Raw genomic sequence first — 24,911 nt, 5'->3', positions numbered from 1 at the left:
AATTTTCTTTGCTAAAGGGCATCAAGGCTATTTATTTTAATCTAATCTCACTCACACTGCAACCCTGTGGCACCATCGGAAAAACATTGTTTTCTTTACCTACCATCACTTCCAATAAATAAGATCCTGGATGGGCTAGCATTGTTTCCAGTGCCGATCTCAACGTATCGCGTGTCTCGACACATTGTCCCTCAATCCGATAGGCCTTCGCAACAGCCACAAAATCGGGACTCTCTATATTTACAGATGAATAGCGCTTGTCGTTAAATAACTGCTGCCACTGGCGAACCATACCAAGAAAGCGGTTATTTAAGATGATGATCTTAACATCAACCTTCGACTGCATAATGGTTCCTAATTCCTGAAGCGTCATCTGAAATCCGCCGTCGCCGATAATGCCAACAACAGTTCGCTCAGGGGCGCCAAATTTGGCTCCGATAGCAGCGGGAAGGCAAAAGCCCATAGTTCCTAAGCCTCCCGAGGTTATGTTTGAACGGGTAGAATTAAACTTAGCATACCTGCAGGCCACCATTTGATGCTGTCCGACATCGGTAACTATGATGGCATCGCCACCAGTTAGTTCGTTTAAATTCCGAATAACCTCACCCATGGTCATTTCTCCGCTGAGTGGATTCAGCTCATCATGAATGACTATTTCTCTCTCCTCTTTCTCATGATCAGCAAACCGCTGCAACCATTCAGGATGTTTGTTTGCGTTAACTAAGTCTGTTAATAAAGGAAGGGTTGCTTTGCAGTCGCCCCAAACCCCTACGTCAGCTTTAACGTTTTTATCAATTTCTGCTGGGTCTATATCCAGGTGGATAATCTTGGCTTGTTTTGCATACTTGTCTAATCGGCCTGTCACGCGGTCGTCGAAGCGCATTCCTATCGCTATTAAAACATCGCACTGATTGGTTAGAACGTTAGGCCCATAGTTTCCATGCATACCCAACATACCAACGTTTAAAGGATGGTCCGTAGGAATCGCACTTTCACCTAAGATTGTCCAGGCGGCAGGTATCCCAGTCTTTTCGATGAAGTTTTTGAACTCTTCTTCCGCTCCGCCCAGAATTACTCCCTGGCCAAATATTACGAAAGGCTGTTTTGCTGCGTTGATCAACCGGGCGGCCTCCTCGATAGGGGCGATCCTTATTTTTGGAGCAGGTCTATAACTGCGGATATGAGTACACTTTTTGTAAGGCTCAAACTGCTCCAGCTGTATCTGTGCGTTTTTAGTAATATCTATCAGCACCGGTCCCGGCCTGCCGCTGCGGGCTATATAAAAAGCTTTTGCTAAAGCTTCCGGAATCTCCCGCGCATCTGTAACCTGGTAATTCCACTTAGTAACAGGCGCGGTAATATTGATCACATCCGTTTCCTGAAAAGCATCTGTGCCGAGCAGGTGAGCGAACACTTGCCCGGTAATACATACCAGCGGAGTACTGTCTATTTGAGCATCAGCCAAACCGGTTACAAGGTTTGTTGCACCCGGACCGCTGGTAGCAAATACTACCCCCGTTTCTCCCGAAGCCCTTGCATATCCCTGAGCTGCATGTATAGCGCCTTGCTCATGCCTTACCAGGATATGCTTTAATGCTGAGTCAAAATCGTACAGGGCATCGTATATTGGCATGATTGCTCCGCCCGGATACCCGAATACCGTACTTACTCCTTCTTCGATCAATGATTTTAAGACCATCTGAGATCCGCTGCAACTGATCAGCGTCTCTTCTACCTTAGTCTTCGTCGGTAACACATCCTTCACTAGCATTTTTCACTTGTTTTAGGTACTTAAATAATACGCCCTTAGTGGCAGCCGGCTTCGGCTGCTGCCATTTGCTGCGTCTCAGTTCTAATTCTTCATCACTTATCATCAGGTCTATTGAGTTGTTCTTAGCATCAATAACGATCCTGTCATCATCGTTTACTAAGGCTATTGTCCCGCCTTCCCATGCTTCAGGGGTGATATGTCCGACCACGAAGCCATGAGTTCCACCTGAGAAACGGCCGTCTGTAATGAGCGCCACCGACTTGCCGAGTCCTGCACCAATAATGGCCGAGGTAGGCTTTAACATTTCAGGCATTCCTGGTCCGCCTTTGGGACCAACCTGTCGGATTACTACAACATCGCCCTGTTTCACCTTGCCGCTTTGAATTCCGGCTATCAGAGCCTTCTCTCCATCGAAAACGCGAGCAGGTCCTTCAAAGCGTTCGCCTTCTTTACCACTGATCTTTGCTACTGAACCAGTAGGAGATAAGTTGCCGTAAAGCATCTGAAGATGGCCTGTCGCTTTTATCGCTTTTTCAACTGGCAGAATCACCCGTTGCTTTTCAAAGTCAAGGTCAAGCGCATCAGCAACATTTTCAGCTAGTGTTTTCCCAGTTACCGTCATGCAGTCGCCATAGACCATACCTTTTTTAAGCAGGTATTTTAAGATTGCCGGCACTCCGCCAACGTTATGCACGTCTTCCATCAGATATTCACCGCTGGGTTTCAGATCAGCGATCACAGGCGTCTTATCACTTATCTCCTGAAATTCATCGAGCGTTAAAACCAGGTCGACCGACTTGGCCATCGCAATCAGGTGCAACACAGCATTTGTTGAACCTCCCAAAGCCATTACAACAACAATAGCGTTGTGGAACGCTTTTTTGGTCATAATATCCGATGGCAGAATATTTTTTTCCAGCAAGTTTCTGATTGCTTTGCCTGCTTCCCGACATTCTTTCTGCTTCTCCTCGCTTAGAGCAGGATAGGAAGAACTGTAAGGAAGACTCATGCCCAAAGCTTCTATAGCTGAAGCCATAGTATTCGCCGTGTACATACCGCCGCATGCGCCGGCACCCGGGCAGGCATTGCGGATGATTCCCTGGTAATCTTCTTCGTTTAAGTTGCCTGCCAATTTTTGACCAAGCGCTTCAAATGCCGAAACTATATTTAATGATTGGTTTTTATATTTCCCGGAATGGATGCTCCCACCGTAAACCATTATGGAAGGACGATTCAGACGACCCATTGCCATAATTGATCCCGGCATGTTCTTGTCACAACCCGGAATGGCGATCAACCCATCGTAATACTGAGCACCGCAAACAGTCTCAATACTATCAGCGATGATATCCCTGGAGACTAAAGAGAAACGCATCCCATCGGTGCCATTTGATATTCCATCGCTCACACCAATGGTGTTAAATATCAAGCCGACCAGCTCATTATCCAGCACGCCGGTCTTCACGGTCTTTGCCAGATCGTTCAGGTGCATGTTACAGGTGTTACCTTCGTAACCCATGCTTACAATACCCACCTGGGCTTTTTTCATATCCTCGTCCGTCAGTCCAATACCATATAGCATGGCCTGGGCAGCTGGCTGAGTAGGGTCGGAGGTTATCGTCTTACTGTATCTGTTGAGTTCCATATATTAAATGATGACTTCATAATTTTCTTTTTCCAATACCAGGTTTTTGTACGTCCGTTGAATCATAGCTCCCAATGAGTCTTTCCAATCGGTTTCGAAAACCTTGTCATCAATTGACTGAATCCCAACGATTTCAACTGCAGTACCACATAGAAAGGCGCTATTCGCAGTTTTAATATCATCTATCGTCAAAGTCTTTTCATAAACGGGAATTCCAAGAGTACGTCCTATATCAAAAACGGTAGCGCGGGTTATGCCGGGAAGGATACTTCCCTTTGAAGGGGTGTACAGGCAGCCGTCTTTTTCCAGAAAGAAATTCGCACCGGGGGCTTCAGCTACATTTTCATTTATATCCAACAATAAGGCCTCGTCAAAGCCTCGGTCTTTCGCTTCTGTGGTGGCCAATATTGAGTTAACATAATAGCCAGTTGCTTTTGCTTCTACTTTAATAGACTTTGGATTTGGACGCTGGTAGCTCGAGATACACATCTTTAACAACCGGTTACCGAGGTAAGCATCCCATTCCCATGCGCAGATCATAATGGATGATTTATCAGAGCTGGTCAGCGACATGTTCGGACCGCAAAATATCAACGGCCGGATGTATGCATTTTTAAGATTGTTAAGTTCCAGTAACCGGTAGGTGGCGTCTATTAGTTTCTCATTGTCAAACGTGTACGGAATATTAATAAGTTCACATGAACGCTGGAGGCGCTCATAGTGCTCTCTTGCTTTGAAAACCCGGATACCATTATGAGTTTGATAAGCCCGGATGCCTTCAAAAACACCATATCCATAATGAAGTGACTGTCCAAAAAGATCAGTGCCAGTCTGTGCAGCTTTTAAGAATTTACCGTTTAAGTATAGTGCTGTCTCGCTGTTATAATAATGCATGATTTGAATTTTTCGCTTAAAAAAAAGCGCCTTTCTTTTTATTGAGAAGGCGCCGGATACAAAGTATTTATGGGTTCTCTAAAGCGCCTGCCTAATAATTAGTAGTAGAGTAATAGTTAATAAATAGACCAGGCGAATTTGAACCAGATCGGTCAATATGGAAGTAGAAATTACAGCGGTGGGTATGTTGTTATGCGCCTTCATTATTTGTTGTGATTTTGATATTCTCAATGTAGACGCTTAAGCTGATTAAATCAATACCTAATTGCATATTTATCAAATAGATACATAATTTGGTAGTTACGATATTGTCGAAATTAAATTAAACACAAATCAGACTTTGCCGAACTATAATTTGCACTGGGTAGACTAATTCCATATTCGGTTTTCAGTATATAAATACAGGCAGAGGCAATTTGATGCCTTTTTCTGCTTAAAATTAGGGAGCCATCACAAATACTTGATTTTTACAAACGAAAAAACCCGGCAAATTTAAATTTGCCGGGTTTGCCTTTTAAGGGGTTAAAAGAAATTATACTGTTTCTCCTACGCCCTCAGCTAGTACTATAATCTTGTTATTTAACACTTCAACAACTCCGCCTGTGATAAACAATATTTCTTCCGGCTTATTTCCGCCGCGAATAATTACTTTCCCGTCCTCGAGTGTCGAAATTATAGGTGCGTGATCCTTCAGGATTTCAAAAGATCCAACAGAACCAGGAACCGTTACCGAGGTCACCGGACCTTGATAAACTGTTTTATCGGGAGTTAATACTTCTAATGTCATAGTCTAATATGCAAATGTGCAAATGTGTTAGTATGTTAATTGATTGACAAATTAGCACAAAAACAAATTGGCAAATTGTTAAGCGTTAGTTTCCGCCATTAATTTTTTGCCTTTTTCAATGGCATCTTCAATTGTTCCAACCAGGTTGAAAGCAGCTTCCGGATATTCATCCACTTCGCCGTCCATGATCATATTGAAACCTTTGATAGTATCTTTAATGTCAACCAAAACTCCTTTAAGACCTGTAAACTGCTCGGCCACGAAGAAAGGTTGAGATAAGAAACGCTGAACACGACGAGCGCGTCCAACAACTAACTTGTCTTCTTCAGAAAGCTCGTCCATACCTAAGATGGCGATGATATCCTGAAGTTCTTTATAACGTTGTAAAATTTCTTTGACTCGTTGTGCAGTACCATAATGCTCGTCACCTAAGGTAGCAGCATTTAAGATACGTGATGTAGAATCCAATGGATCCACCGCAGGATAGATACCTAACTCAGCAATCTTACGAGATAATACAGTGGTAGCATCTAAGTGAGCAAATGTTGTAGCCGGTGCAGGGTCAGTTAAATCATCCGCAGGCACGTAAACCGCCTGAACAGATGTAATTGAACCTCTTTTTGTAGAAGTAATACGTTCCTGCATCAAACCCATCTCTGTTGCCAAAGTTGGCTGGTAACCTACCGCTGAAGGCATACGACCTAATAAGGCCGATACCTCAGATCCTGCCTGGGTAAAGCGGAAGATATTATCAACGAAGAATAAAATATCCTTTCCTTGTCCTTCACCTTCTCCATCACGGAAATATTCAGCAACCGTTAATCCTGATAAAGCTACCCGTGCACGTGCACCAGGAGGCTCATTCATCTGTCCGAAAACAAGAGTTGCTTTTGATTCTTTTAATTTTTCTTTATCTACTGAATTCAGATCCCAGCCGCCTTTTTCCATCGACTCTCTGAACTCATCACCATAGTTAATTACACCTGACTCAATAAATTCACGCAGTAAATCGTTTCCTTCACGGGTACGCTCACCAACACCGGCGAATACTGACAAACCAGCATAAGCTTTCGCAATGTTGTTAACCAACTCCATGATCAATACAGTTTTACCTACGCCGGCACCACCGAATAATCCGATCTTACCACCCTTTGCATAAGGCTCTAATAAATCGATTACTTTGATACCTGTAAATAATACTTCCGTATCGGTAGATAACTCATCAAATTTTGGTGGAGTATTGTGAATGGCGTAACCACCCAATTTATCTACTTCGCCAATGCCATCAATAGCCTGACCAACTACGTTAAATAGTCTACCTTTAATCTGATCGCCAACAGGCATCTTAATAGGAGAACCGGTATCAGTAACTGGCATTCCACGAACAAGTCCGTCAGTAGAGTCCATCGCAATAGCACGAACACGATCTTCACCTAAGTGTTGCTGAACTTCTAAAACGATTTTTTGTCCGTTTTCCTTAAGAATTTCTAATGCATCGTAAATTTTTGGAAGCTTGGCGTTGTCCGTAAAGCTAACATCCACTATTGGTCCGATGATCTGCGCTATTTTTCCAGAGTTTGGCATATAAATTTTGTAAAACTTAATTAAATCAAAGTTTCGCCTAATATGGGCGTTTTTTGGGTCTGCAAAAATAGTGTTTATAGCCGAAAATCAAACACTTAATGAAAAGATTTTTCTCACCTGAAACAGATCCGGAATGATTGCTATCTGATTAAGCTTCTTGACCGATTTGAAATATTGTTTCTGGCAAGTTATTTGTAATATCAATGTCATCAATTAAATTTAAAACCAACATCATGAGAAACCTTAGATCCTTTAATTTTTTTGTGGCATTCGCTGTAGCAGTGTCCGCAATTTTTACTTCAGTTGCATCTTATGCGCAATCCGTTCCTGAAAAAGTGGACGTTGATATCAATACCAATGGCGGTGGCGCTGTTTGGTACGGGCAACCGTGGGTATGGGCAGTAGGGGTAGCTATTTTTATTGTCATTATTGTGGCAATTACCCGGAGTAATAATAAAAGTGCTTAGTCTAAATTTTTATAATCGCCAAAAGCCCCGTTATTCGGGGCTTTTTTTTTGACCTGTCTGTTCAGGCCAAAGAAGCGATTGGGTTCTTCTTCAATTCAGAAAGGTAATTAGGTATATGCTCACCATATGATAACAATGTGCTCACAGGTTTTTGATCTAAGGATGACATAGTGAACACATAGTAAGCATATAGTAAGCATATGGTAAGTATGGGATCAAAGTGAATGGAAGCGAAAGCCGGAGATCAGAGCTGTATAAGCTCGGGCATCGAAATCTACACGACGATCTCAGAGGATTAAAAGCTTAAAATAGCGAGCCGGACGATTGGATAGCCACCTAAAAACTCGATATTGATATTGTATACTAAGGCAGAAATGGTGTTCTTTGAAGTATGAAAAGAATACTGGTTACTGGCAGCAACGGCCTGCTGGGTCAGAAATTAACTGAAGCTATCTCAGCTGATTCGGAACTCGAATTGATTGCTACCAGTAGAGGGCCTAACCGGTTTCCGCAAACTGGACAGTATGAGTATGTGATGTTGGATGTTACCGATAGCAAGCAAGTTGATGAAGTGTTCAGCAAATACAAGCCTGATGCAGTCATTCATACTGCTGCAATGACCAACGTGGATCAGTGTGAAAATAATAAGGATGAATGCTGGGCGGCAAATGTCGAATCAATTAAAAACCTGATAGCAACTTGTGAAAAACTGAAGGTGCATCTGATTCATCTTTCAACTGATTTTATATTTGATGGCGAGGAGGGACCGTATTCAGAAGAGGCAGAACCTCATCCATTAAGTTATTATGGCTCGACCAAGCTGGAGGGCGAAATGCTCATCAGATCTTCTAATTGTTCGTGGGCGATTTTAAGAACCATTATAGTTTATGGAGTGGTGAATGATATGAGCCGCACAAATATTGTATTATGGGCTAAGGGCGAACTGGAGAATGGACGTTCCATCAATGTGGTGAATGATCAGTGGCGCATGCCAACACTTGCCGAGGATTTAGCTGACTGTTGCATTTTAGTAGCAAAGAAGAATGCGAAGGGAGTGTATAATGCTTGCGGGAAAGATATGATGAGTATTTTGGAGATCGTGGAAAAGGTGGCCGACTACTGGCAGCTCAACAAGTTGTTAATCAACCCGATTAGTTCAGCCAGTTTGAATCAATCCGCGAAGAGGCCAAAGCGAACAGGATTTGTGCTGGATAAGACAATTGCGGACCTGGGGTATGCTCCGCACTCTTTTGAAGAGGGGCTTGATGTTGTAAATAAGCAGTTAAACGCGTATCTAAAAGATTCAAAATGAGGTTGGTAAGCTGTATTTTAAAATAATTTATATAAAACTAAAAAGAAAACATATTTTTGCAATCCGTTTGAAAAGCACGTGTAGGGTTTAAACTCCCTAACGGTTTTTAAAAAGATGAAATTGCACCTGTAGCTTAATTGGATAGAGCACCTGACTACGGATCAGGAGGTTAGGGGTTCGACTCCCTTCAGGTGCACATAGCACAATCCGCGAAGGCGGTACTAAACAAGAGCCTTTTCGTTATTTCGGAAAGGCTTTTTTAAATTTTAACCCAATTAGAATGCTGAATCTAGTACTATTTGGCCCACCGGGCGCTGGTAAAGGAACCCAATCGCAAAAGCTGATTGAAAAATACAATCTCGTTCATCTTTCTACCGGAGATATCCTTAGAGGCGAAATTGTTCAGGGAACGCAGTTGGGGATTGAAGCTAAGAAGTTGATGGATCAGGGTGTTCTGGTTCCTGATGAGGTAGTTATCGGGATGATCAGCAACAAACTCGATTCTAATAAAGATGCAGCCGGTTTTATATTTGATGGTTTTCCTCGCACGGTAGCGCAGGCCGAAGCATTAGATGCATTGTTGAAAAGCAAGAATGCAGAGATCTGCTGTATGATAGCCCTGGAGGTAAGTAATGAGGAGCTTTTAGGCCGCCTTCTATTGCGTGGTAAAGAATCAGGTCGTCCTGATGATGCTAACCCGGAGATCATTGCACGCCGTATTGAAGAGTACAATGATAAAACAGCCCCGGTTGCCAGCTATTACAAGGCTCAGGATAAGTTTAGCAGCATAAACGGAGTGGGTAACATGGATGATATATTCGCTTCTATCTGCAGAGTGATCAGCGATCTTTAAGCAGTTCCCTAATAAAATATAAGCGGATGAGATCTTCGTCCGCTTTTTTTAATTTTACACCTTTTTAAAGGTAGTCTTTACAACCTCATCTAATTTTATCTCATTTCCCAATATGTCGCAGGGCTCCAATTTTGTTGATTACGTTAAGATTTGTTGCCGGTCTGGTCACGGTGGACCAGGTTCCTCGCACTTGCATCGGGATATTCTAACATCTAAGGGTGGACCTGATGGGGGTGACGGTGGCCGGGGAGGTCATATTATCCTCAAAGGCAATAGCCAGCTCTGGACATTGCTACACTTAAAATATCGCAAGCACATTATTGCAGAAAGCGGCCAAACGGGTTCAAGCGGAAACAAATCGGGCAGGAGCGGTGAGGATGAAATCTTAGAGGTTCCTCTGGGAACTATTGCCAGGAATGCTGAAACCGGAGAGGTTGTATTTGAGATAACGCAGGATGGCGAAACAAAGATCTTAACCCCCGGAGGCCGTGGTGGTCAGGGAAACTCCCACTTTAAAACATCTACACAACAAACCCCACGATACAGCCAGCCCGGCGAGCCGGGTAAAGAAGAGTGGATGGTTTTGGAATTAAAGATTCTGGCTGATGTCGGACTTGTTGGATTTCCTAACGCCGGCAAGTCAACCTTGCTTTCAGTGGTATCAGCCGCTAAGCCTGAAATTGCAGACTATGCTTTTACTACCTTAGTACCTAACCTGGGAATTGTGTCTTATCGCGATAACAAGTCATTCGTGATGGCCGATATCCCCGGCATAATCGAAGGAGCGTCAAAAGGAAAAGGATTAGGAATTCGCTTTCTACGTCATATTGAACGAAATTCGGTTTTGCTGTTTATGATTCCGGCAGATACCAGCCGGAGCATTCATGACGAATATGAAATCTTACTGCATGAGCTTAAGGAGTACAATCCTGAATTAATGCATAAGCCCAGACTTCTGGCTATCAGTAAATCAGATCTGCTTGATGATGAGTTAAAGGCGGAAATGAAGAGCGATCTTCCGGATCTGCCTTTTGTGTTCATTTCTTCGGTTGCGCAAAAAGGCTTGTTAGAATTGAAGGATTTGCTCTGGAAGTCAATAAATAGCTAAGTGATCCTACGAGATCACTCGCTCGGATACTTTAACCGCGGGATTCCCCTGATAAATGGTATAAGGTTCAGTGCTCCTGGTCGCTACAGATCCGATGGTTAAAATGCCGTGTGATGCCACCGTAACGCCCGGGCATACAATACTGTTAGCTCCAATCCAGGCGCCATCTTCTATGATAACCGGCTTAAAGAAAAGATCAAAGCTTACTTTCTTGTAGTTATGATTTCCAGTCATCAGCATGCTTTCCTGCGACAGGCAGACATTTTTTCCTAAGGTAACCGGGGCCAAATTTTCTATAATACAGCCTTCGCCGATCCATGAGTGATCGCCGATAACAAGTTTCCAGGGATACTTGATGTTGACAAAAGGTTTTACACGGATATCCTTACCGGCAATGCATCCAAAGAGTCGCAGTATTGCTACGAGCACTGCGCTAAAAGGCATCATTCCGGACCTGAAAAAGATAGTGCTGACGAAATACCAGCAGACTATTTTGAACGTGGAAGCGCCGGTGTCGTAATCTTTTTTATCAAAGTCTTTTCGAAGCTGCGTTTTATTCAACATGGATCTGATTACGGTGTATTGGCTACGATTCTCTTGCTACTATGATTGTTGATCCAGAAGTAGATACTGGCAAGCAATATGGCGTAAAGAATAACATTGAATAAGGTGTGATGATCTATTACTGATCGATAAGGAGAGTTTCGCCAAAATAGCGTGATCATAATGAACCGCGCAATATTTAAAACCTGAATTAATATCAAGCCGGCAGGTATAAACCAGAACTTACTTTTTACCGACCTATCGGGCCAGGCGATAGCGAAGGCTACAAAGAAACTCATGACTCCAAACCCAAGACAGGAGTAAACCACGTTTATTCCGCCTGCATTCAGAGCATGCAGGGTGGTGTCAGAAGTAAATACCTGGTAGCCAAAGATTCGTATTATCGATGCGGATATAGCAATCAAAAGGTTTCTGAAGCCACTGACATAATTCAAATGCTCATCAAGAAATGGACTGTAATAATTGCCGGGAGCAGTTATTCCCATGTAAAAGATATTGAAGTAATAGAACAGGGAGAATAAGCCCAGAAAAAGAACAACAAAGCGGATGGATGGATTCTGCCAGTACTGCTTCAGGTTGAAAGTATCAGACATTCTTTTTTTGTTTTAATAATTCGGCAATCTTCACGTCTACAATTATACGGAACCAGAAGCCCTGAAGGAAATGAAATAATATCCCTGTACGTCCATCTAATATTCCAAGCTGGAAGATCATTCTGTAAGTAAAATATAAAAAAGGGCGCAAAAACCGAGGCAACCTCCACCATAAGTTCTTAAGCCAGGCTGTTCGTTCATCAGGATTTCCCCAGAAATCTGTTTTTACAGTCTGAATGCGAAGTTTGTTCATTCTTTCAACTTCTTCACTGGCAAGCAGGTCGCTATATCGATTATGCTTGCTTATCCAGAAGCTGATGTTATTTTCTTTAAGATTTTCCTCTAAAATGTGACCGTTTTTCCAGGTTAATGTATTACCTGGTACCACAAAACGGTGGTCCATATTCTCATTCAAGTCTGAGTGCCCGATGCCCGTGCGGAACATTTTCAGCAGGTATTTCGGATAATAGCCTCCGTATCGCAGCCAGTGACCCTTAAAGTAGTTTTTGCGGTTAAAATAGATTCCATCCACGTGCCTGTGATCTTCATCCCTGAATTTCGCTAATTGCCTGTTTAATTCCGGGGTGACTATCTGATCAGCATCAAGACAGATAAGCCATGGAGTAGAGAATGTAAATATCTTTAACGCTGCGTCCCATTGCTTTGGATGGTTGTCGAAAGTATGGAAAGCTATTTTTGCGCCATAGGTCTCACAGATCTCCAGAGTTCTGTCCGTACTTCCCGAATCAAGGATAAAGTTCTCTGCATTTAAATTCTGAATAGAACTAAGTAAGCGCGGCAGGTGCACCTCCTCATTGTAAGTAAGAATTACAAAGGAGAAATCAGGCATCCCTTAAATCAGTTTTAATGGTCATGGCTCTCAAAGATAATGGAAACGATGAAATCTCATTGAACCTATTTAATCAGCGGAGATAAGTAGCGAGATAAGCTATTGATTAGTCGAAAAAAGCTTCATCAGGTCTGTTTTCGACATTGATTTCAGCATGGAGCTATCTGCTTTGATCAGATCATTCAGGCGGTCGGTTTTTGACTGTTGGAGTTTCATGATTTTTTCTTCAACCGTATCCGGACAAATTAACCGCACAGCGACTACATTCTTTTTCTGCCCGATGCGGTAACAGCGATCTATAGCCTGGTTCTCTACTGCCGGATTCCACCAGGGATCAACGATATAAACGTAGTTGGCTTCCGTTAAATTCAAACCGGTTCCGCCAGCCTTCAGACTGATCAGAAACACCCGGATATCCGGATTATCCTGAAACTGATTGATAACTGCTTCCCTGTTTTTTGTCCTTCCCGTCAGGTACGAATATGGAACTCCTTTTTCATCAAGTTGTTCCCTGATCAGGTCGAGCATGGTAACAAATTGTGAGAATACTAAAATCTTGTGACCCGAGGAACCATCTTCAATGTGCGTGATCAACGTTTCAATCTTGGAGGATGCTCTCGAGTCGGTGTCCTTCTCTCCCGCCAAAGCCGGTGCGTCGCAGATCTGCCTAAGCTTGGTGATACCTTTTAAAACGTGCATCGATGTTTTTGACAAGTCTTCCTCGCTCTTGGAGGAAATGAAATCCCGGATCTCCTTTTCGTAAGCATTATAAACTTTGCGTTGTTCTGGCCTCATCTCGCAATAGATCACCATTTCTATCTTTTCGGGCAATTCTGGTGCAACCTGATCTTTAGTACGCCTCAGAATAAAAGGTTCGACTTTTTTCTGAAGTTCAGCAGCCCGTTTTTTTACTCCGAACTTATCTATTGGGGACGAATAGACATCTCTAAAATACGTAAGGTTGCCCAATAATCCAGGGCAGGCTACCGATAGCTGTCCATAAAGATCAAAGGTGTTGTTTTCAATGGGGGTTCCGGTTATTACCACTTTGCTGCGGGCACTCAGTGATCGGGCAGCCATATATCTTTGCGATTGGGGGTTCTTTATATTCTGCGACTCATCAAAAAACACATAATTAAAATGAAATTTTTTAAAGTAGGCTATATCCGAAAGGAGAGTGCCATAAGAAGTTAAAATCACTTCAAATTGATCAAAGTGCCCTACACTTTTTGTTCGCAACGATCCATAGGCAGTGTGCACTTTTAAAGAAGGTGCAAACTTTTCTATTTCTGCCTGCCAGTTAAAGATCAGTGAGGTGGGTACAACAATCATGTGAGTGGTCATTCCGCGCTTTTCCCGTTGCGATAGAATAAACGCTATGATTTGAACGGATTTTCCTAAACCCATATCATCTGCAAGGCAGCCGCCAAAGTTGAATTCATCGAGGAAATTCAGCCAGTTTAAGCCATGCTGCTGGTATGGCCGCAGAACGGCGTTGAGCGATGAGGGAATAATGACACTTTTAACCTCTTTATATTCCGAAAGCTTGCGGTTGTATTCCAGTAACTCAAGTTTAACTTCCTCCGAGAGGACAGAGTTTTCATATAATTCACTGATCGAAGCGAAGCTTACTCGGGGTGTCCGTAAGGTGTCTTCGGCTACCTCCGCAGCCGAAAACCATCCAGCGAATTTTTGAATCCACTCCGAAGGGATGATTCCCATTGTTCCGTCATCAAGCTTTACAAACCTGCTTTTGCTCTTAATAGATTGTCGAAGTTGTTTTAATGAAGCCCGCTTCTTCCCGAATCGAAGGTCAATATCCGTATTGAACCAGTTTACCCCGCTGGTTACCTGTACAATGATCTTTGCTATTTCCGGATTTAGTTTGTTCTCGGTGATTTCGTCAAAACCAAGTATTGTAATTCCTGCCGCTTGCCAGTCTTCAAAAGCCTTTAAAAACCAGTCTTCATTTAAAAAGCGCTTTTTATGCAGGTAGAAATACTGTAATGGGTTTTCAAGCTGCTCAGTAAAATCAGGATGCTGTTTTAACAGCAGGGCGATGAAATTATCCTCAGCAGCCTCGTTTCTTTTAACCGTAAATTGTTTCCCCTTTGAGTCCGCTGCAATGATCTGGCGTTTGGTTCGTACCGGGACTTCAACCTCACCATACCTGATGACAGGTACTATCGAAATGTGCTGACCAAAATCGGATAGGTAAATGATCTTTTCCAATTCAGTACGGAATCCCGCTTTCTCAAGCTGAGTAACCGAAGCTTCTTTAAGATATTTATATTCGACAGGTAAGTTTGATTCAAGCTCACTTAAAACACTCTCTTTAAATGCCTCAAATTTAGACTGATGGATCAGTATGCTTTTTCCTTTCCCCCTGAACAGATCTATCACGGTCAATAGATTTGTCGACCTTGGGAGATAAAGATGGTCGGCTAGCTGTACAAAATATTGAAACCTGGTTCGAAGGTCGCCAGGGAATAAGATTTTGTCTCCGATCTTCAAACTGCCGGATATCTCGTAGAATGCTTGCTTCTTGTTAACTACGAGTGTGACGTCCTCCTTTAATACCGAAAGTTGAACAGGAGATACCGAAGCAGCAGAGATATTCTCGGAGACATCACTGTTATGCAGGAAAATAGGTAATCCCAAAGGATTACTGATGATAGCCTTTAAGTAAACCGCATCGGCTGAACTTATCTTCTCGTCGATGTTATTTTGAAATCTCTTGATTGCGCTGTAGAACTTAATCAACTGCGAATCTTCTGTTTTCCAAATTTCATCAAGAGGATTTACCGAAATAAATGGATTTTTTAGTTTCCCCTCCCTTGTTGACTGAGCTTCTATCAGTTCGATGTACAGGTGGCGATAATATTTGTGCTGCTTTAATATGAGGCAATACGAACTACTTTCTGCAGTATTGCGTTCCGGCAGGCCAGCATCCTCGGCGTTTTGCAGCTTTCGTTTCAGGGTGGCAAGGCTCTCTTTGGTAACCGGTAACAGAGAAGCATCTTTGGTGATGATTTTTGTTTTACCGTCAGCATAAGTAAGATCAAAGAACTGATCTAAAACCGCTTCGTTCTCTAAACCGTAGTCTTTAGCAATGATCTTCAGCTTATCCTGACGCAGCATTTGGTCAAAGAAGACTCTGAGTTCTTCCCGCTTAAGCAGGTTCACAAGTGTATTATACTGGTGATTGCAAAGCTTGCCGCTTAAATCTAAGCAGGTGCATGAAATAATAAGTTTACCCGTTTCCTGTACAACTGCTACAGAAGGAGAGTTTGCCTCCTTACCTACCCTTGCGAAGGTTGCTGAGTTGATCGCGATCTCCGCAGGGATCAAACTTCGGTCAATATCTTCATCAGGATATGATTCAGCAGATAACTGCCTTGCAAGAATACTCAGACTTAGGCTAGTAAGCGTAAACGGAAAAATAAAAGCATTCTCATTCGATACTCGATCAGGCTTTTGATTGTTATTCAATGCGGGATGAGAACTCATTGAGTACAGGGTTATTCTCCGCCGCTTGCCTCCAGTTGTTTGGCTTCTTCTTTTGCCTTCTTTTTGAAAAAACCTCTCAAAAGAAAATTGCTTTGCAAAGCTTCCATATTTTCATCCAGCTTCTGGGTGCTGGTTTGCAGATTTCGCATGATCAACTTGACCTGATCGGCTGTTTTCTGGTCATTCAGTAATAAGCCTGCTGCGTTATCACTTTGGGTTAGTTTAGAAGAAGCCTTATTTAGATTATCCGTAAGGAGAGCTGCTGATTGGGCAGTTTTTTGAAGTTCATTTACCGAATTCTGAAGCTTGGCAAACACCGCTGTGTCTGTCATGAGCTTATCCGCTAAACCGCCTTTAGTATTCAATGTGCGGGTAAACTGACCCAGTTCTAATGCCATCTTATTTGCTGATGCCGTAGTGGTCTTTAAATTGACGACCATTGTTTTGAAATCATCCGCTATCTGCTGATCAGCGAGCAAGGCACCTGCGGTTCCTTTCCCGTCAACTAAGTTTTTCGCCAGCAATTTGAAGTTGGAAGTGATGTCTACCAGATTCTCGTTGTTTACCTGGAGGGTTTTCATGATTTCATCGGTAGACAAAGACGTATTCACTGCCAGTCTGTCGCCATCTTCTATAAACGGAAACTTTTGAGTCCCACTACTAAGTACAATGATCTTATTTCCAATTAACCCATCTGAACTGATACTTGCCTTGGCATCTTTGTGAATATATTTATGAGTCTCCTCTTCTATATTCATAAATACCTGGACTTGAGAGGTTCCATAAAACTGGATCTTTTTGATAGTTCCGACTTTTACGCCCGAAAACCATACGTTATTACCGGTCTTAATTCCCTGGATGTCGTCGAAAACAACGTTTACACTGATGCTATCTACAAACATTTTCTTTTGGCTACCCAGCGTAAAAATAGTTATCACTAATATCACCAGGCCCAGGAATACAAATATTCCCACTGTTATTTTGCGCCTATTCTCTGTTGCCATTGTTTTTATTGAATAAAATTGTAATCGTAAAACGGTTTAACCCGTTCATCTTCTGTATTAAATACCTCATCAAATGTCCCTTCACGCTCAAATTTGCCGTCCAGCAACATGGCCACACTGTTGCCAACAGCTTTGGCACAAGTCAGATCATGCGTTATCACGATAGAGCTGGTATGGTACCTTTCCTGCACTTCATTTATAAGTGCATTGATTTCAAGGCATGTGATTGGGTCAAGCCCTGCGGTAGGCTCATCATATAGCATGATCTCTGGTTGCAATATTAAAGTCCGGGCAATTCCTATTCGCTTCCGCTGACCACCAGAAAGTTCCGATGGCATCTGGTTAATAGTCTGCAATAATCCTACCGCATCTAAAACTTCTTCAACTGCCTGGTTTACTTCGGCTTTGCTCAAGTTTCGCTGATTGCGGACAAGGGGGAATTTTAAATTCTCTGCTACGGTCATACTATCGTACAAAGCGCTGGCCTGAAAAGAGAAACCCACCTTAAGTCGCAGAGCCAGTAATTCCTTGTATGAAATTTGGTCTACATGCTGATCTAATACGATCACATCGCCCTTATCCGGAGTGAGTAAACCTACAATAATCTTAATCAACACCGACTTTCCCGTGCCTGATTTACCCAGAACAACTAAGTTTTCTCCCCTGTATAAGTCCAGGTCTACTCCCTTAAGAACATGGTAGTTGCCAAATGACTTGTGCAGGCCTTTAATCCTGATTACCTTTTCTTTGCCGGTATCTGTTGGTGTCCTTTTGTCCATAACGATCAGTTTCTAAATAAAGCAAAGAACTGGACACTGACCACCTCTTCAATAAAGATCAGGAACATCCCAATTACTACCGCTGAGTTAGCGGCCTTTCCTACCCCCTCGGTTCCTTTGGAAGAATTGTATCCCTGGTAACAGCCAACAATTCCAATCGTAAAGCCGAATAGAATAGCTTTAAAAGTAGAAGCAATGATATCCAGAAAGGTGATCGACTCCAGGGCCGACTGAAAAAAAGCAACCGCACTGGTACCTTCACTCAGCCAAACGTTCAACAAAGCGCCCAGCATTCCGATAAGCCCGGTATAGAATGTAAGAATGGGAATAGTGATTGTAGAAGCTAGTACCCTGGTAGTCACTAAGAACTTAAAGGGATTAGTCGCCGATACTTCCATTGCATCAATTTGTTCAGTCACGCGCATTGAGCCGAGTTCTGCTCCAATACTCGAACCTACCTTCCCCGCTGCAATCAAAGCTGTTAGCAGAGGCGCGAGTGTTCTTAAAAGAGCAATTGCCACCAGGGAGGGTAACCACGAAGTAGCCCCGAACTCCGATAAGGAGGGTCTGGACTGTTTGGTAAATACCATCCCCGTGATAAAACCGGTAGTTGAAATAAGCAGTAACGACCGGTAACCTATATCGTAACACTGACGCACCAGCTCTCTTCCTTCATAGGGTGGGACAAATGCCTCCTTAAAAAATCGAATTACAAATTGGTAGACATCGTATAGGGTGATAAACATCCTGGTTAACTTACCGGGGCCTTTAACCTCTTTTCTTAACACAGGCGTAACGTCAGTTTTGTTGTCCATTTATCGGTTTTTCGCAGATACATGCGAATTGGTGTTGCATCTGCAAGTTTTCATGCATTTTGAATCCGCAAAGATAACAGCAAATTTTAAAGGCATATAGTTTTCTGTTTTCATTTATAATTATGACAAAGAACCGATTTAATAGTTACACAGCATCACTTTCTACTTTTCTGCAAACACACAAAATCAGGATTTGAAGGCACCGCGGGCATTAATGCTACTATAAATGGATGTTTTTCGGAGATTTTTGAAAGAATTTATTTTTATTCTGAAAATTCATTTAATCTTCATGTTGGCCAGGCACCTTTACAGTATTCAATGATTAAATCGCTGATAAAATGAGTGACATCATCACAATACCAGTTTCCCAAAATTCAAATAATATTATGAAAAGAATACTGTTCGTTCCTGTCGTGGCTATTGTGATGATGTTTGCTTACTGTAAAAATGATACCAGTTCATCAGTTACCCGCTTTAACGTAAAGCTTACTGATGCTCCCGGATCATATGACGCTTTGTACTTGAGTATAAAAGAGATACAGGTGTTAACGTCTGAAGGCCGTGCTACACTGGAAGTAAATTCAGATCCATTTGACATTCTGCAATACAGAATGGGTAAGGATACGTTGATAGCATCTGACGATATAGCTTCCGGAAAGCTTCAGGAAATTCGCCTTGTATTAAATGAAACAGGCAATGAGGTGGTGATAGACGGAGAAACCTTCGATCTTAACACACCAAGCGGTCAGTCTTCCGGGATTAAGCTTAAGGTGCATGAAGATTTGACTAGTGGGATTGAATACACAATGACTCTTGATTTTGATGCTGCCAAATCAATCGTGAAAACTGGCAATGGAAAATATATTTTAAAGCCCGTAATCCGTGCTATTCCACAGGCTTTATCTGGCGGTATAACAGGCACAGTTAATCCGGCTGCTTCTAATCCAAAATTATATGCGATAAGTGGTGTTGATACTATAGGTGCAGTTGCCGATACCACTGGTAAGTTTTTCTTCCCAGGCGTAGCCGAAGGCACATACAAAATTAATATCGAACCCGTGGCCCCATATGTAAACAAGAGCATTGAAAATGTGCAGGTAATTAAGGGTTCAGTAAAAGATTTAGGAACAATTATGATAACCCAGTAACATATTTTCCCGTACAAGCATTTGCCATGGTTGTTTTTAGGTTTTAGGTTAATGATCAGGCAACTTCAAATCCTCCGGGCATGCCTGGGGGATTTCGTTTTTTCCGCATTTCTCTTTGTTACGGGTGCGATTCATCGCTGGTAAATCATCTGCCATTAGTTATTTAATAAAAGTTACTTTGGTTGTAGTTGCTATACTCCCTTTGCATTGCTCTTACTGTTTCTGCCGAACAATATTGACTTCGGTAAGACAATCTACATAACTCAGCAGAGCGGACATTTCCCCATAAAACCTAACTTCGCCGGTTAATCAATGATCCAATTGCGAAAATGAGATTTCTTATCCTACTACTGTGGTTCTTTGCTGGTGTTAGTTCAACCAATGCTCAGCACACCTTAACCGTAAGCTTGAAAGATAAGGCCACCTCTCAGTCATTACCAGGTGCCTCTGTGGAAATTATTTCTTTGAAAACGGGTGTTTTGACAGACCAAAACGGGGTTGCGAAGCTAAGTGATCTTCCGCAAGGAAAGTTTGCAATTAAGTTCAGTCACCAGGGATACCAGGAATTCACCGATAGCATTTCCATCCCATTTACCGGAATCCAGCCTTACGAGGTTTTCCTAAGCGCTGATGAAGAAGAACTGGAGGAAGTAACAATCACAACAACCCGTAGCAGCCGGACTATTGAAGATATACCCACGCGGGTAGAAGCTATTTCAGGTGAGGAACTGGATGAAAAAGGAAATATGAAGCCCGGAGATATCCGAATGCTTTTAAATGAAAGTACGGGTATTCAGACGCAGCAGACATCAGCAACCAGCGCCAACTCAAGTATCCGGATTCAGGGGCTCGACGGCCGGTATACCCAGATCATTCGGGATGGTTTCCCATTATATGCCGGTTTTTCCGGTGGACTGGGCTTGTTGCAAATAGCTCCACTGGATTTGAAGCAAGTTGAAGTGATTAAAGGTTCTGCCTCGACGCTTTACGGCGGTGGCGCCATTGCCGGCCTGGTTAACCTGGTATCGAAAACTCCGGCTGAAGAACGCGAGCTTAGCTTTCTTCTAAATGGTACATCTGCTTTAGGGTTAGACGCCAGCGGCTTTTACGCTCGCAAACCGGGCAAAATAGGAACCACAGTCTATGCCGCTTACAATCACGGTAATCCATATGACCCGGCTGACATTGGCTTAACAGCAATCCCTGAATTTAACAGGTTCACACTGAACCCAAGGATCTTCGCAGACCTCAGTGAACAAACTAACATTCAATTCGGATTAAATGCAACGGTAGAAAAAAGGGCCGGCGGGGAAATCGACCTGATAAAGAATGGAAACAGCGCTAATGGTGGTTATTTTGAAAGGAATAAAACCCAACGATATTCTAGCCAGCTAACATTTAACCACCAGGTTAATGTATATACCACTTTTAGTGTTAAGAATAGCCTGAGTGCATATAAAAGAGAAATTGAAATACCGGGCTTTAACTTCTCGGGTGATCAGTTCGCTAGCTTTACAGAGGCAACCTATCAATATGATAAACCAGACGTGGAATGGGTAGGGGGGCTGAACTTTGTTACTGATCAGTTCAGCGAAGAGAAAAGAACCAACCTTATCGCCCGGGATTATAGTCAGAACACTTTGGGAGCTTTCCTGCAAAATACCTGGAACGCCTCAGAGAAATTTACTCTTGAAACCGGCCTTCGCGGCGATTATCATAATGATTACGGTTTCGTCTTGCTGCCACGAATCTCGGCTCTGATTAAACAGGGCGCTTTCTCAGCCCGGTTAGGCGGTGGTTTGGGATATAAAACACCCACTGTCTTTACAGAAGATGCTGAGAGGATTCAATTCAGAAATGTGCTTCCAATAGATGTTTCAGTTGCAAAACCAGAACGCTCGTACGGATCTAACTTCGATGTGAATTACCGGACACTTTTATTCGATGACCAAGTATCTTTTTCAATTAACCAGTTACTATTTTACACCCGGATAAATGATCCCCTGGTATTAAATTCCCTGCCAAACGACTCCTATCGCTTTGACCAATTATCGGGATTCCTTGACACGCGCGGGTTGGAAACTAATATCAAGTTTACCTATCGTGATTTTAAGTTATTTATCGGCTATACGCTTGCCGATGTAAAACAGCATGATAACGGAACCGCAACAGATTACCCACTAGTTGCCAGGCATCGGCTCAATAACGTACTGATGTATGAGCAAGAAGATAAATGGAAAATAGGACTAGAGGGATATTACTTCAGTCCGCAGACTTTAAATGATGGTTCTAAAGGCCGGTCATACTGGATCACCGGTTTTATGACTGAAAGAATCTTCGAGAAATTTTCTCTATTTTTAAACTTTGAGAACTTTTTAGATACCCGACAAACCAGTTTTGATACCATCTATACGGGCAATATAAGCAACCCTGATTTTCGAGATATCTATGCTCCCGTTGACGGCTTTGTAATAAACGGGGGATTGAAGATCAGGCTATAAAAAATGTATAACCTTTCCTTTATAAGCCATCAGTTACCTTGCGGCCTCTCAATTAACAGCCATAAATACAGCCGCTTAGATAATATTTCACTTTAGCTATCCCTCAGTTTCTTTCAAAGATGATGAGGACTAACCCAAAAAACTTTCCTAACTTGCGAACTGCAATTAAAAATGCCTGAAAATTTATCGGCAAAATACTTCCAAAAGCTGTTTCCTGAGATATGGCGGGGGAAATATGCTTCGAATTAGCGAATCACTACATAGACAGCTTTTCGCCGGGCTGCTTAACATCATCGAATAAAAGAAAATATTCAGTATATCAAATAACATAATAATGTCAATAAAAGAAGAGTTAACGAAGTCGCAGGCAGCATTTCTGGACAAGTACAAAATTTCAGAAGAGCTATTAATCAATGCCGGAGGAAGTGAGATGACAGAAGAGTTAAGTCAGCGAATGTCGGATGAGGAAAAAGCATTTGCTTACAACACAGCAGAATGTCCTTCAAACAAAAACCACCAGTTTAAAACCCGTGATGGTATTTGTCCTCAATGTCATACATCCAGTGTGCAGAGTGCGTTGAAGGAGTTCGAGGATGGTTATGTTTACATTATCGGTTCTGTTAAGGCTGGATTAGTTAAAGTTGGATCTGCGAGCGAAATAGTTAAGCGTGTTAAATCCTTAAATGGTGCAGCTTCAAAATTTGCAAATTGCGATGACTGGGAAATGTTGTTCTATGCTAAAACAACCAAAATTGGCAAAACGGTACGCATGATCCAGGAGAAGCTAAGTAATTACTTAGATACCCGTCAATATACTAAAGGAGAAAAGGCGCAAAAGGGAGTTGAGATGTTCAGATGCTCGTACGGTAAGGCTAAACAAGCATTTTTAGATGTGCACGTTGAACAAATGTCAGAATTCACTCAGAAGGTTGAAAAGTCTGGTATTATTGATAGTTACCAATTCAGAAACTTAATAGTTGCTGCTGTGTAAAAGACACATCAAGCAAGTCCTAATTCAAAAAGCCCTGATACCTTATTGGTATTAGGGCTTTTTGTTGGAAGAGGATCTGCATTTTTTTATGTTCTGTATGGCAATTTAAACGCTGAAATACCATAACTCTAGTTTGTACTAACCTTAAAGAAAAAAGTGCCAGATGAAAGTAGCGTAAAACAGAACACCTGAAGTTCCGTTGTTTTTAATAATCAGAATTATGAAGAAGGGCGGAGTTATTTTAATTACAGTTTTAGTCTGTGCTGTAATTGCAGCAAGTATTTATTTGTTATTCGGAAAAAGCAATTCAACTGAAACGGCGGGGTCTCAGGGTTCGCCGATTGTGCTGAGCGGTGATCTGAGTTTTGTTCCCTCAGCTAAAGCAGTTACTCCGGCAATTGTACATATTAAGACCACTTATACTTCGGCATCCGAAAGTGCAGGTTTTAGCCCTTTTAGCGGCGGAAGTCCTACGAAGATGGGGTCCGGATCAGGAGTAATCATCGCCTCTGATGGTTACATAGCTACCAATAACCACGTAGTTGAAAATGCCGATAATATTGAAGTGATCCTGCCTGACCGAAGAAGCTTCACCGCAGAATTGGTAGGAAGAGATCAAAACACAGATCTGGCTTTATTAAAAGTAAAGGCTAAAGGACTACCGGTTGTAAAAATGGGAAACTCCGATAGTGTGCAGGTTGGAGAATGGGTTTTGGCTATTGGCTATCCATTCTCTCTTAATACCACCGTTACTGCAGGTATTGTGAGCGCGAAAGGAAGAAGCATAGGGATAATAAATAGTTCGGAAGGCGACCCTGCTGCACAATCGTCGGCGATAGAATCTTTTATACAGACTGATGCAGCAATTAACCCTGGCAATAGTGGTGGAGCGCTGGTCAATCTACGGGGTGAGCTGATAGGTATCAATACAGCAATCGCCTCCATGACGGGGAGTTATGCAGGGTATGCCTTTGCCATTCCGGTTTCGCTCGTCAAAAAGATCCTGGGAGATTTAAAAGAATTCGGCACCGTTAAACGCGGCCTTTTAGGAGTGTCTTTCCCTGCTCCATTTGCAGAAGATCAGTATTTGAAGCAACAGGGTATTAGCCCTGGTTCAGTCAGGGGAGTGTTCGTAACAGGTATCCAGGAAGGTAGCGCTGCCGCATCAGCAGGTTTGGAGGAAGGTGATATTATTCAAAGGATCGACGACATCGAGATATTTTCGTCCGCGGAGTTTTCAGAGCGTATCGCGCGGCACCGCCCGGGCGATAAGATTAAACTGAGTTATTTACGCGGTGGCAAGGTGCGCGACGTCGCGGTAACCCTGAAAGGGGAGGAAGCGTCAAAAGCTTTGGCTGGGGGTTCACTAAAAGAAATATACAACAAGCTTGGTGCAACCATGTCACCGCTCAGTTCTGAACTTAAGGAACGTCTTGGTCTGAGAGCAGGTGTGCTGGTAACCGAAGTAAGAAGAGGAGGGTTTTTTCACCAAGTAGGTATACCATCGGGAACTATTATTACTTACATAAATGGAAATGAAGTGAATAGTCCGGTTGATGTTGAGAAGGCATTAATGGAGGCGCGGAACTCCAGGGTTCAAATATTTGCTATTGCACCTGATGGCTCGAGGGTGGTGTTTAATTTTTCTCTGGGTGCTTAACAAGATGCAGGCACTTAGAGGCTTATGCCAACACTGAGTGAGATCCGGCGAAACTTATATTCTTCTTTGGATTGC

General features: G+C 42.6%; 18 protein-coding genes, 1 tRNA gene and 1 pseudogene. 9 read left to right on the top strand and 11 right to left on the bottom strand.

Annotated elements, in window-relative coordinates; genetic code table 11:
• Positions 1-31 precede the first annotated feature (31 nt).
• The 5 genes from ilvB to atpD all read right to left on the bottom strand — a co-directional run bounded on the left by ilvB (position 32) and on the right by atpD (position 6,681).
• Positions 32-1,771 (bottom strand): biosynthetic-type acetolactate synthase large subunit, encoded by a 1,740-nt coding sequence (gene ilvB / locus AC1MCB_RS12565; protein ID WP_479965070.1) that lies wholly within the window; start codon positions 1,769-1,771, stop codon positions 32-34.
• Entirely contained in the window at positions 1,737-3,416 is a 1,680-nt protein-coding gene (ilvD, locus tag AC1MCB_RS12560; protein ID WP_479965069.1) for a dihydroxy-acid dehydratase, read from the bottom strand. Before ilvD ends, ilvB begins: the two co-directional genes overlap by 35 nt.
• Positions 3,417-3,419: 3 nt before the next feature.
• Positions 3,420-4,310, bottom strand: coding sequence for a branched-chain amino acid transaminase (locus AC1MCB_RS12555; protein WP_479965068.1), 891 nt, complete (start codon positions 4,308-4,310; stop codon positions 3,420-3,422).
• A 532-nt stretch (positions 4,311-4,842) separates the two neighbouring features.
• Entirely contained in the window at positions 4,843-5,097 is a 255-nt protein-coding gene (gene atpC / locus AC1MCB_RS12550) for an ATP synthase F1 subunit epsilon (protein ID WP_479965067.1), read from the bottom strand.
• A 78-nt stretch (positions 5,098-5,175) separates the two neighbouring features.
• Positions 5,176-6,681: a F0F1 ATP synthase subunit beta gene (gene atpD / locus AC1MCB_RS12545; protein WP_479965066.1), complete on the bottom strand. Its 1,506-nt coding sequence runs from the start codon at positions 6,679-6,681 to the stop codon at positions 5,176-5,178.
• A 233-nt stretch (positions 6,682-6,914) separates the two neighbouring features.
• On the opposite strand from atpD, the gene AC1MCB_RS12540 reads away from it, so the two are divergent.
• The 5 genes from AC1MCB_RS12540 (at position 6,915) to obgE (ending at position 10,421) form a co-directional block, all read left to right on the top strand.
• Entirely contained in the window at positions 6,915-7,148 is a 234-nt protein-coding gene (locus AC1MCB_RS12540) for a hypothetical protein (RefSeq protein ID WP_479965065.1), read from the top strand.
• Positions 7,149-7,539: 391 nt separating this feature from the next.
• Positions 7,540-8,460: an SDR family oxidoreductase gene (locus tag AC1MCB_RS12535; protein WP_479965064.1), complete on the top strand. Its 921-nt coding sequence runs from the start codon at positions 7,540-7,542 to the stop codon at positions 8,458-8,460.
• A 122-nt stretch (positions 8,461-8,582) separates the two neighbouring features.
• Positions 8,583-8,656, top strand: a tRNA-Arg gene (locus tag AC1MCB_RS12530).
• Between the two features lie 84 nt (positions 8,657-8,740).
• Entirely contained in the window at positions 8,741-9,313 is a 573-nt protein-coding gene (locus tag AC1MCB_RS12525; RefSeq protein WP_479965063.1) for an adenylate kinase, read from the top strand.
• 112 nt (positions 9,314-9,425) lie between these two features.
• The gene (obgE, locus tag AC1MCB_RS12520; protein WP_479965062.1) at positions 9,426-10,421 is read left to right on the top strand and encodes a GTPase ObgE; all 996 of its coding nucleotides are present in this window, start codon (positions 9,426-9,428) and stop codon (positions 10,419-10,421) included.
• A gap of 6 nt (positions 10,422-10,427) precedes the next feature.
• Here the strand turns inward: obgE and AC1MCB_RS12515 are convergent, their stop codons facing one another.
• From AC1MCB_RS12515 to AC1MCB_RS12490, 6 genes and pseudogenes are all read right to left on the bottom strand, one after another.
• Positions 10,428-10,985, bottom strand: a complete 558-nt coding sequence (locus AC1MCB_RS12515) for a WcaF family extracellular polysaccharide biosynthesis acetyltransferase (protein WP_479965061.1) — start codon at positions 10,983-10,985, stop codon at positions 10,428-10,430.
• Between the two features lie 8 nt (positions 10,986-10,993).
• Positions 10,994-12,428 (bottom strand): annotated as a pseudogene (xrtY, locus tag AC1MCB_RS12510) (exosortase Y).
• Positions 12,429-12,527: 99 nt separating this feature from the next.
• Entirely contained in the window at positions 12,528-15,938 is a 3,411-nt protein-coding gene (locus AC1MCB_RS12505) for a DEAD/DEAH box helicase (protein WP_479965060.1), read from the bottom strand.
• Positions 15,939-15,949: 11 nt separating this feature from the next.
• Positions 15,950-16,942: an MlaD family protein gene (locus tag AC1MCB_RS12500; RefSeq protein WP_479965059.1), complete on the bottom strand. Its 993-nt coding sequence runs from the start codon at positions 16,940-16,942 to the stop codon at positions 15,950-15,952.
• A gap of 5 nt (positions 16,943-16,947) precedes the next feature.
• Positions 16,948-17,721, bottom strand: a complete 774-nt coding sequence (locus tag AC1MCB_RS12495) for an ABC transporter ATP-binding protein (protein ID WP_479965058.1) — start codon at positions 17,719-17,721, stop codon at positions 16,948-16,950.
• A 5-nt stretch (positions 17,722-17,726) separates the two neighbouring features.
• Positions 17,727-18,536: an MlaE family ABC transporter permease gene (locus tag AC1MCB_RS12490; protein WP_479965057.1), complete on the bottom strand. Its 810-nt coding sequence runs from the start codon at positions 18,534-18,536 to the stop codon at positions 17,727-17,729.
• 386 nt (positions 18,537-18,922) lie between these two features.
• On the opposite strand from AC1MCB_RS12490, the gene AC1MCB_RS12485 reads away from it, so the two are divergent.
• From AC1MCB_RS12485 to AC1MCB_RS12470, 4 genes are all read left to right on the top strand, one after another.
• Positions 18,923-19,684 (top strand): DUF4382 domain-containing protein, encoded by a 762-nt coding sequence (locus AC1MCB_RS12485; protein ID WP_479965056.1) that lies wholly within the window; start codon positions 18,923-18,925, stop codon positions 19,682-19,684.
• A 329-nt stretch (positions 19,685-20,013) separates the two neighbouring features.
• Positions 20,014-22,185: a TonB-dependent receptor gene (locus AC1MCB_RS12480; RefSeq protein ID WP_479965055.1), complete on the top strand. Its 2,172-nt coding sequence runs from the start codon at positions 20,014-20,016 to the stop codon at positions 22,183-22,185.
• Between the two features lie 334 nt (positions 22,186-22,519).
• Positions 22,520-23,176, top strand: a complete 657-nt coding sequence (locus AC1MCB_RS12475) for a GIY-YIG nuclease family protein (RefSeq protein ID WP_479965054.1) — start codon at positions 22,520-22,522, stop codon at positions 23,174-23,176.
• Between the two features lie 220 nt (positions 23,177-23,396).
• Complete coding sequence (locus AC1MCB_RS12470) at positions 23,397-24,836, top strand: trypsin-like peptidase domain-containing protein (RefSeq protein ID WP_479965053.1); 1,440 nt, start codon at positions 23,397-23,399, stop codon at positions 24,834-24,836.
• Positions 24,837-24,911 lie beyond the last annotated feature (75 nt).

Source organism: Daejeonella sp. AP26, from assembly GCF_056680515.1.
Note: the sequence above shows the minus strand (reverse complement) of the source record. Positions and strands in the feature narration are given on the sequence as shown.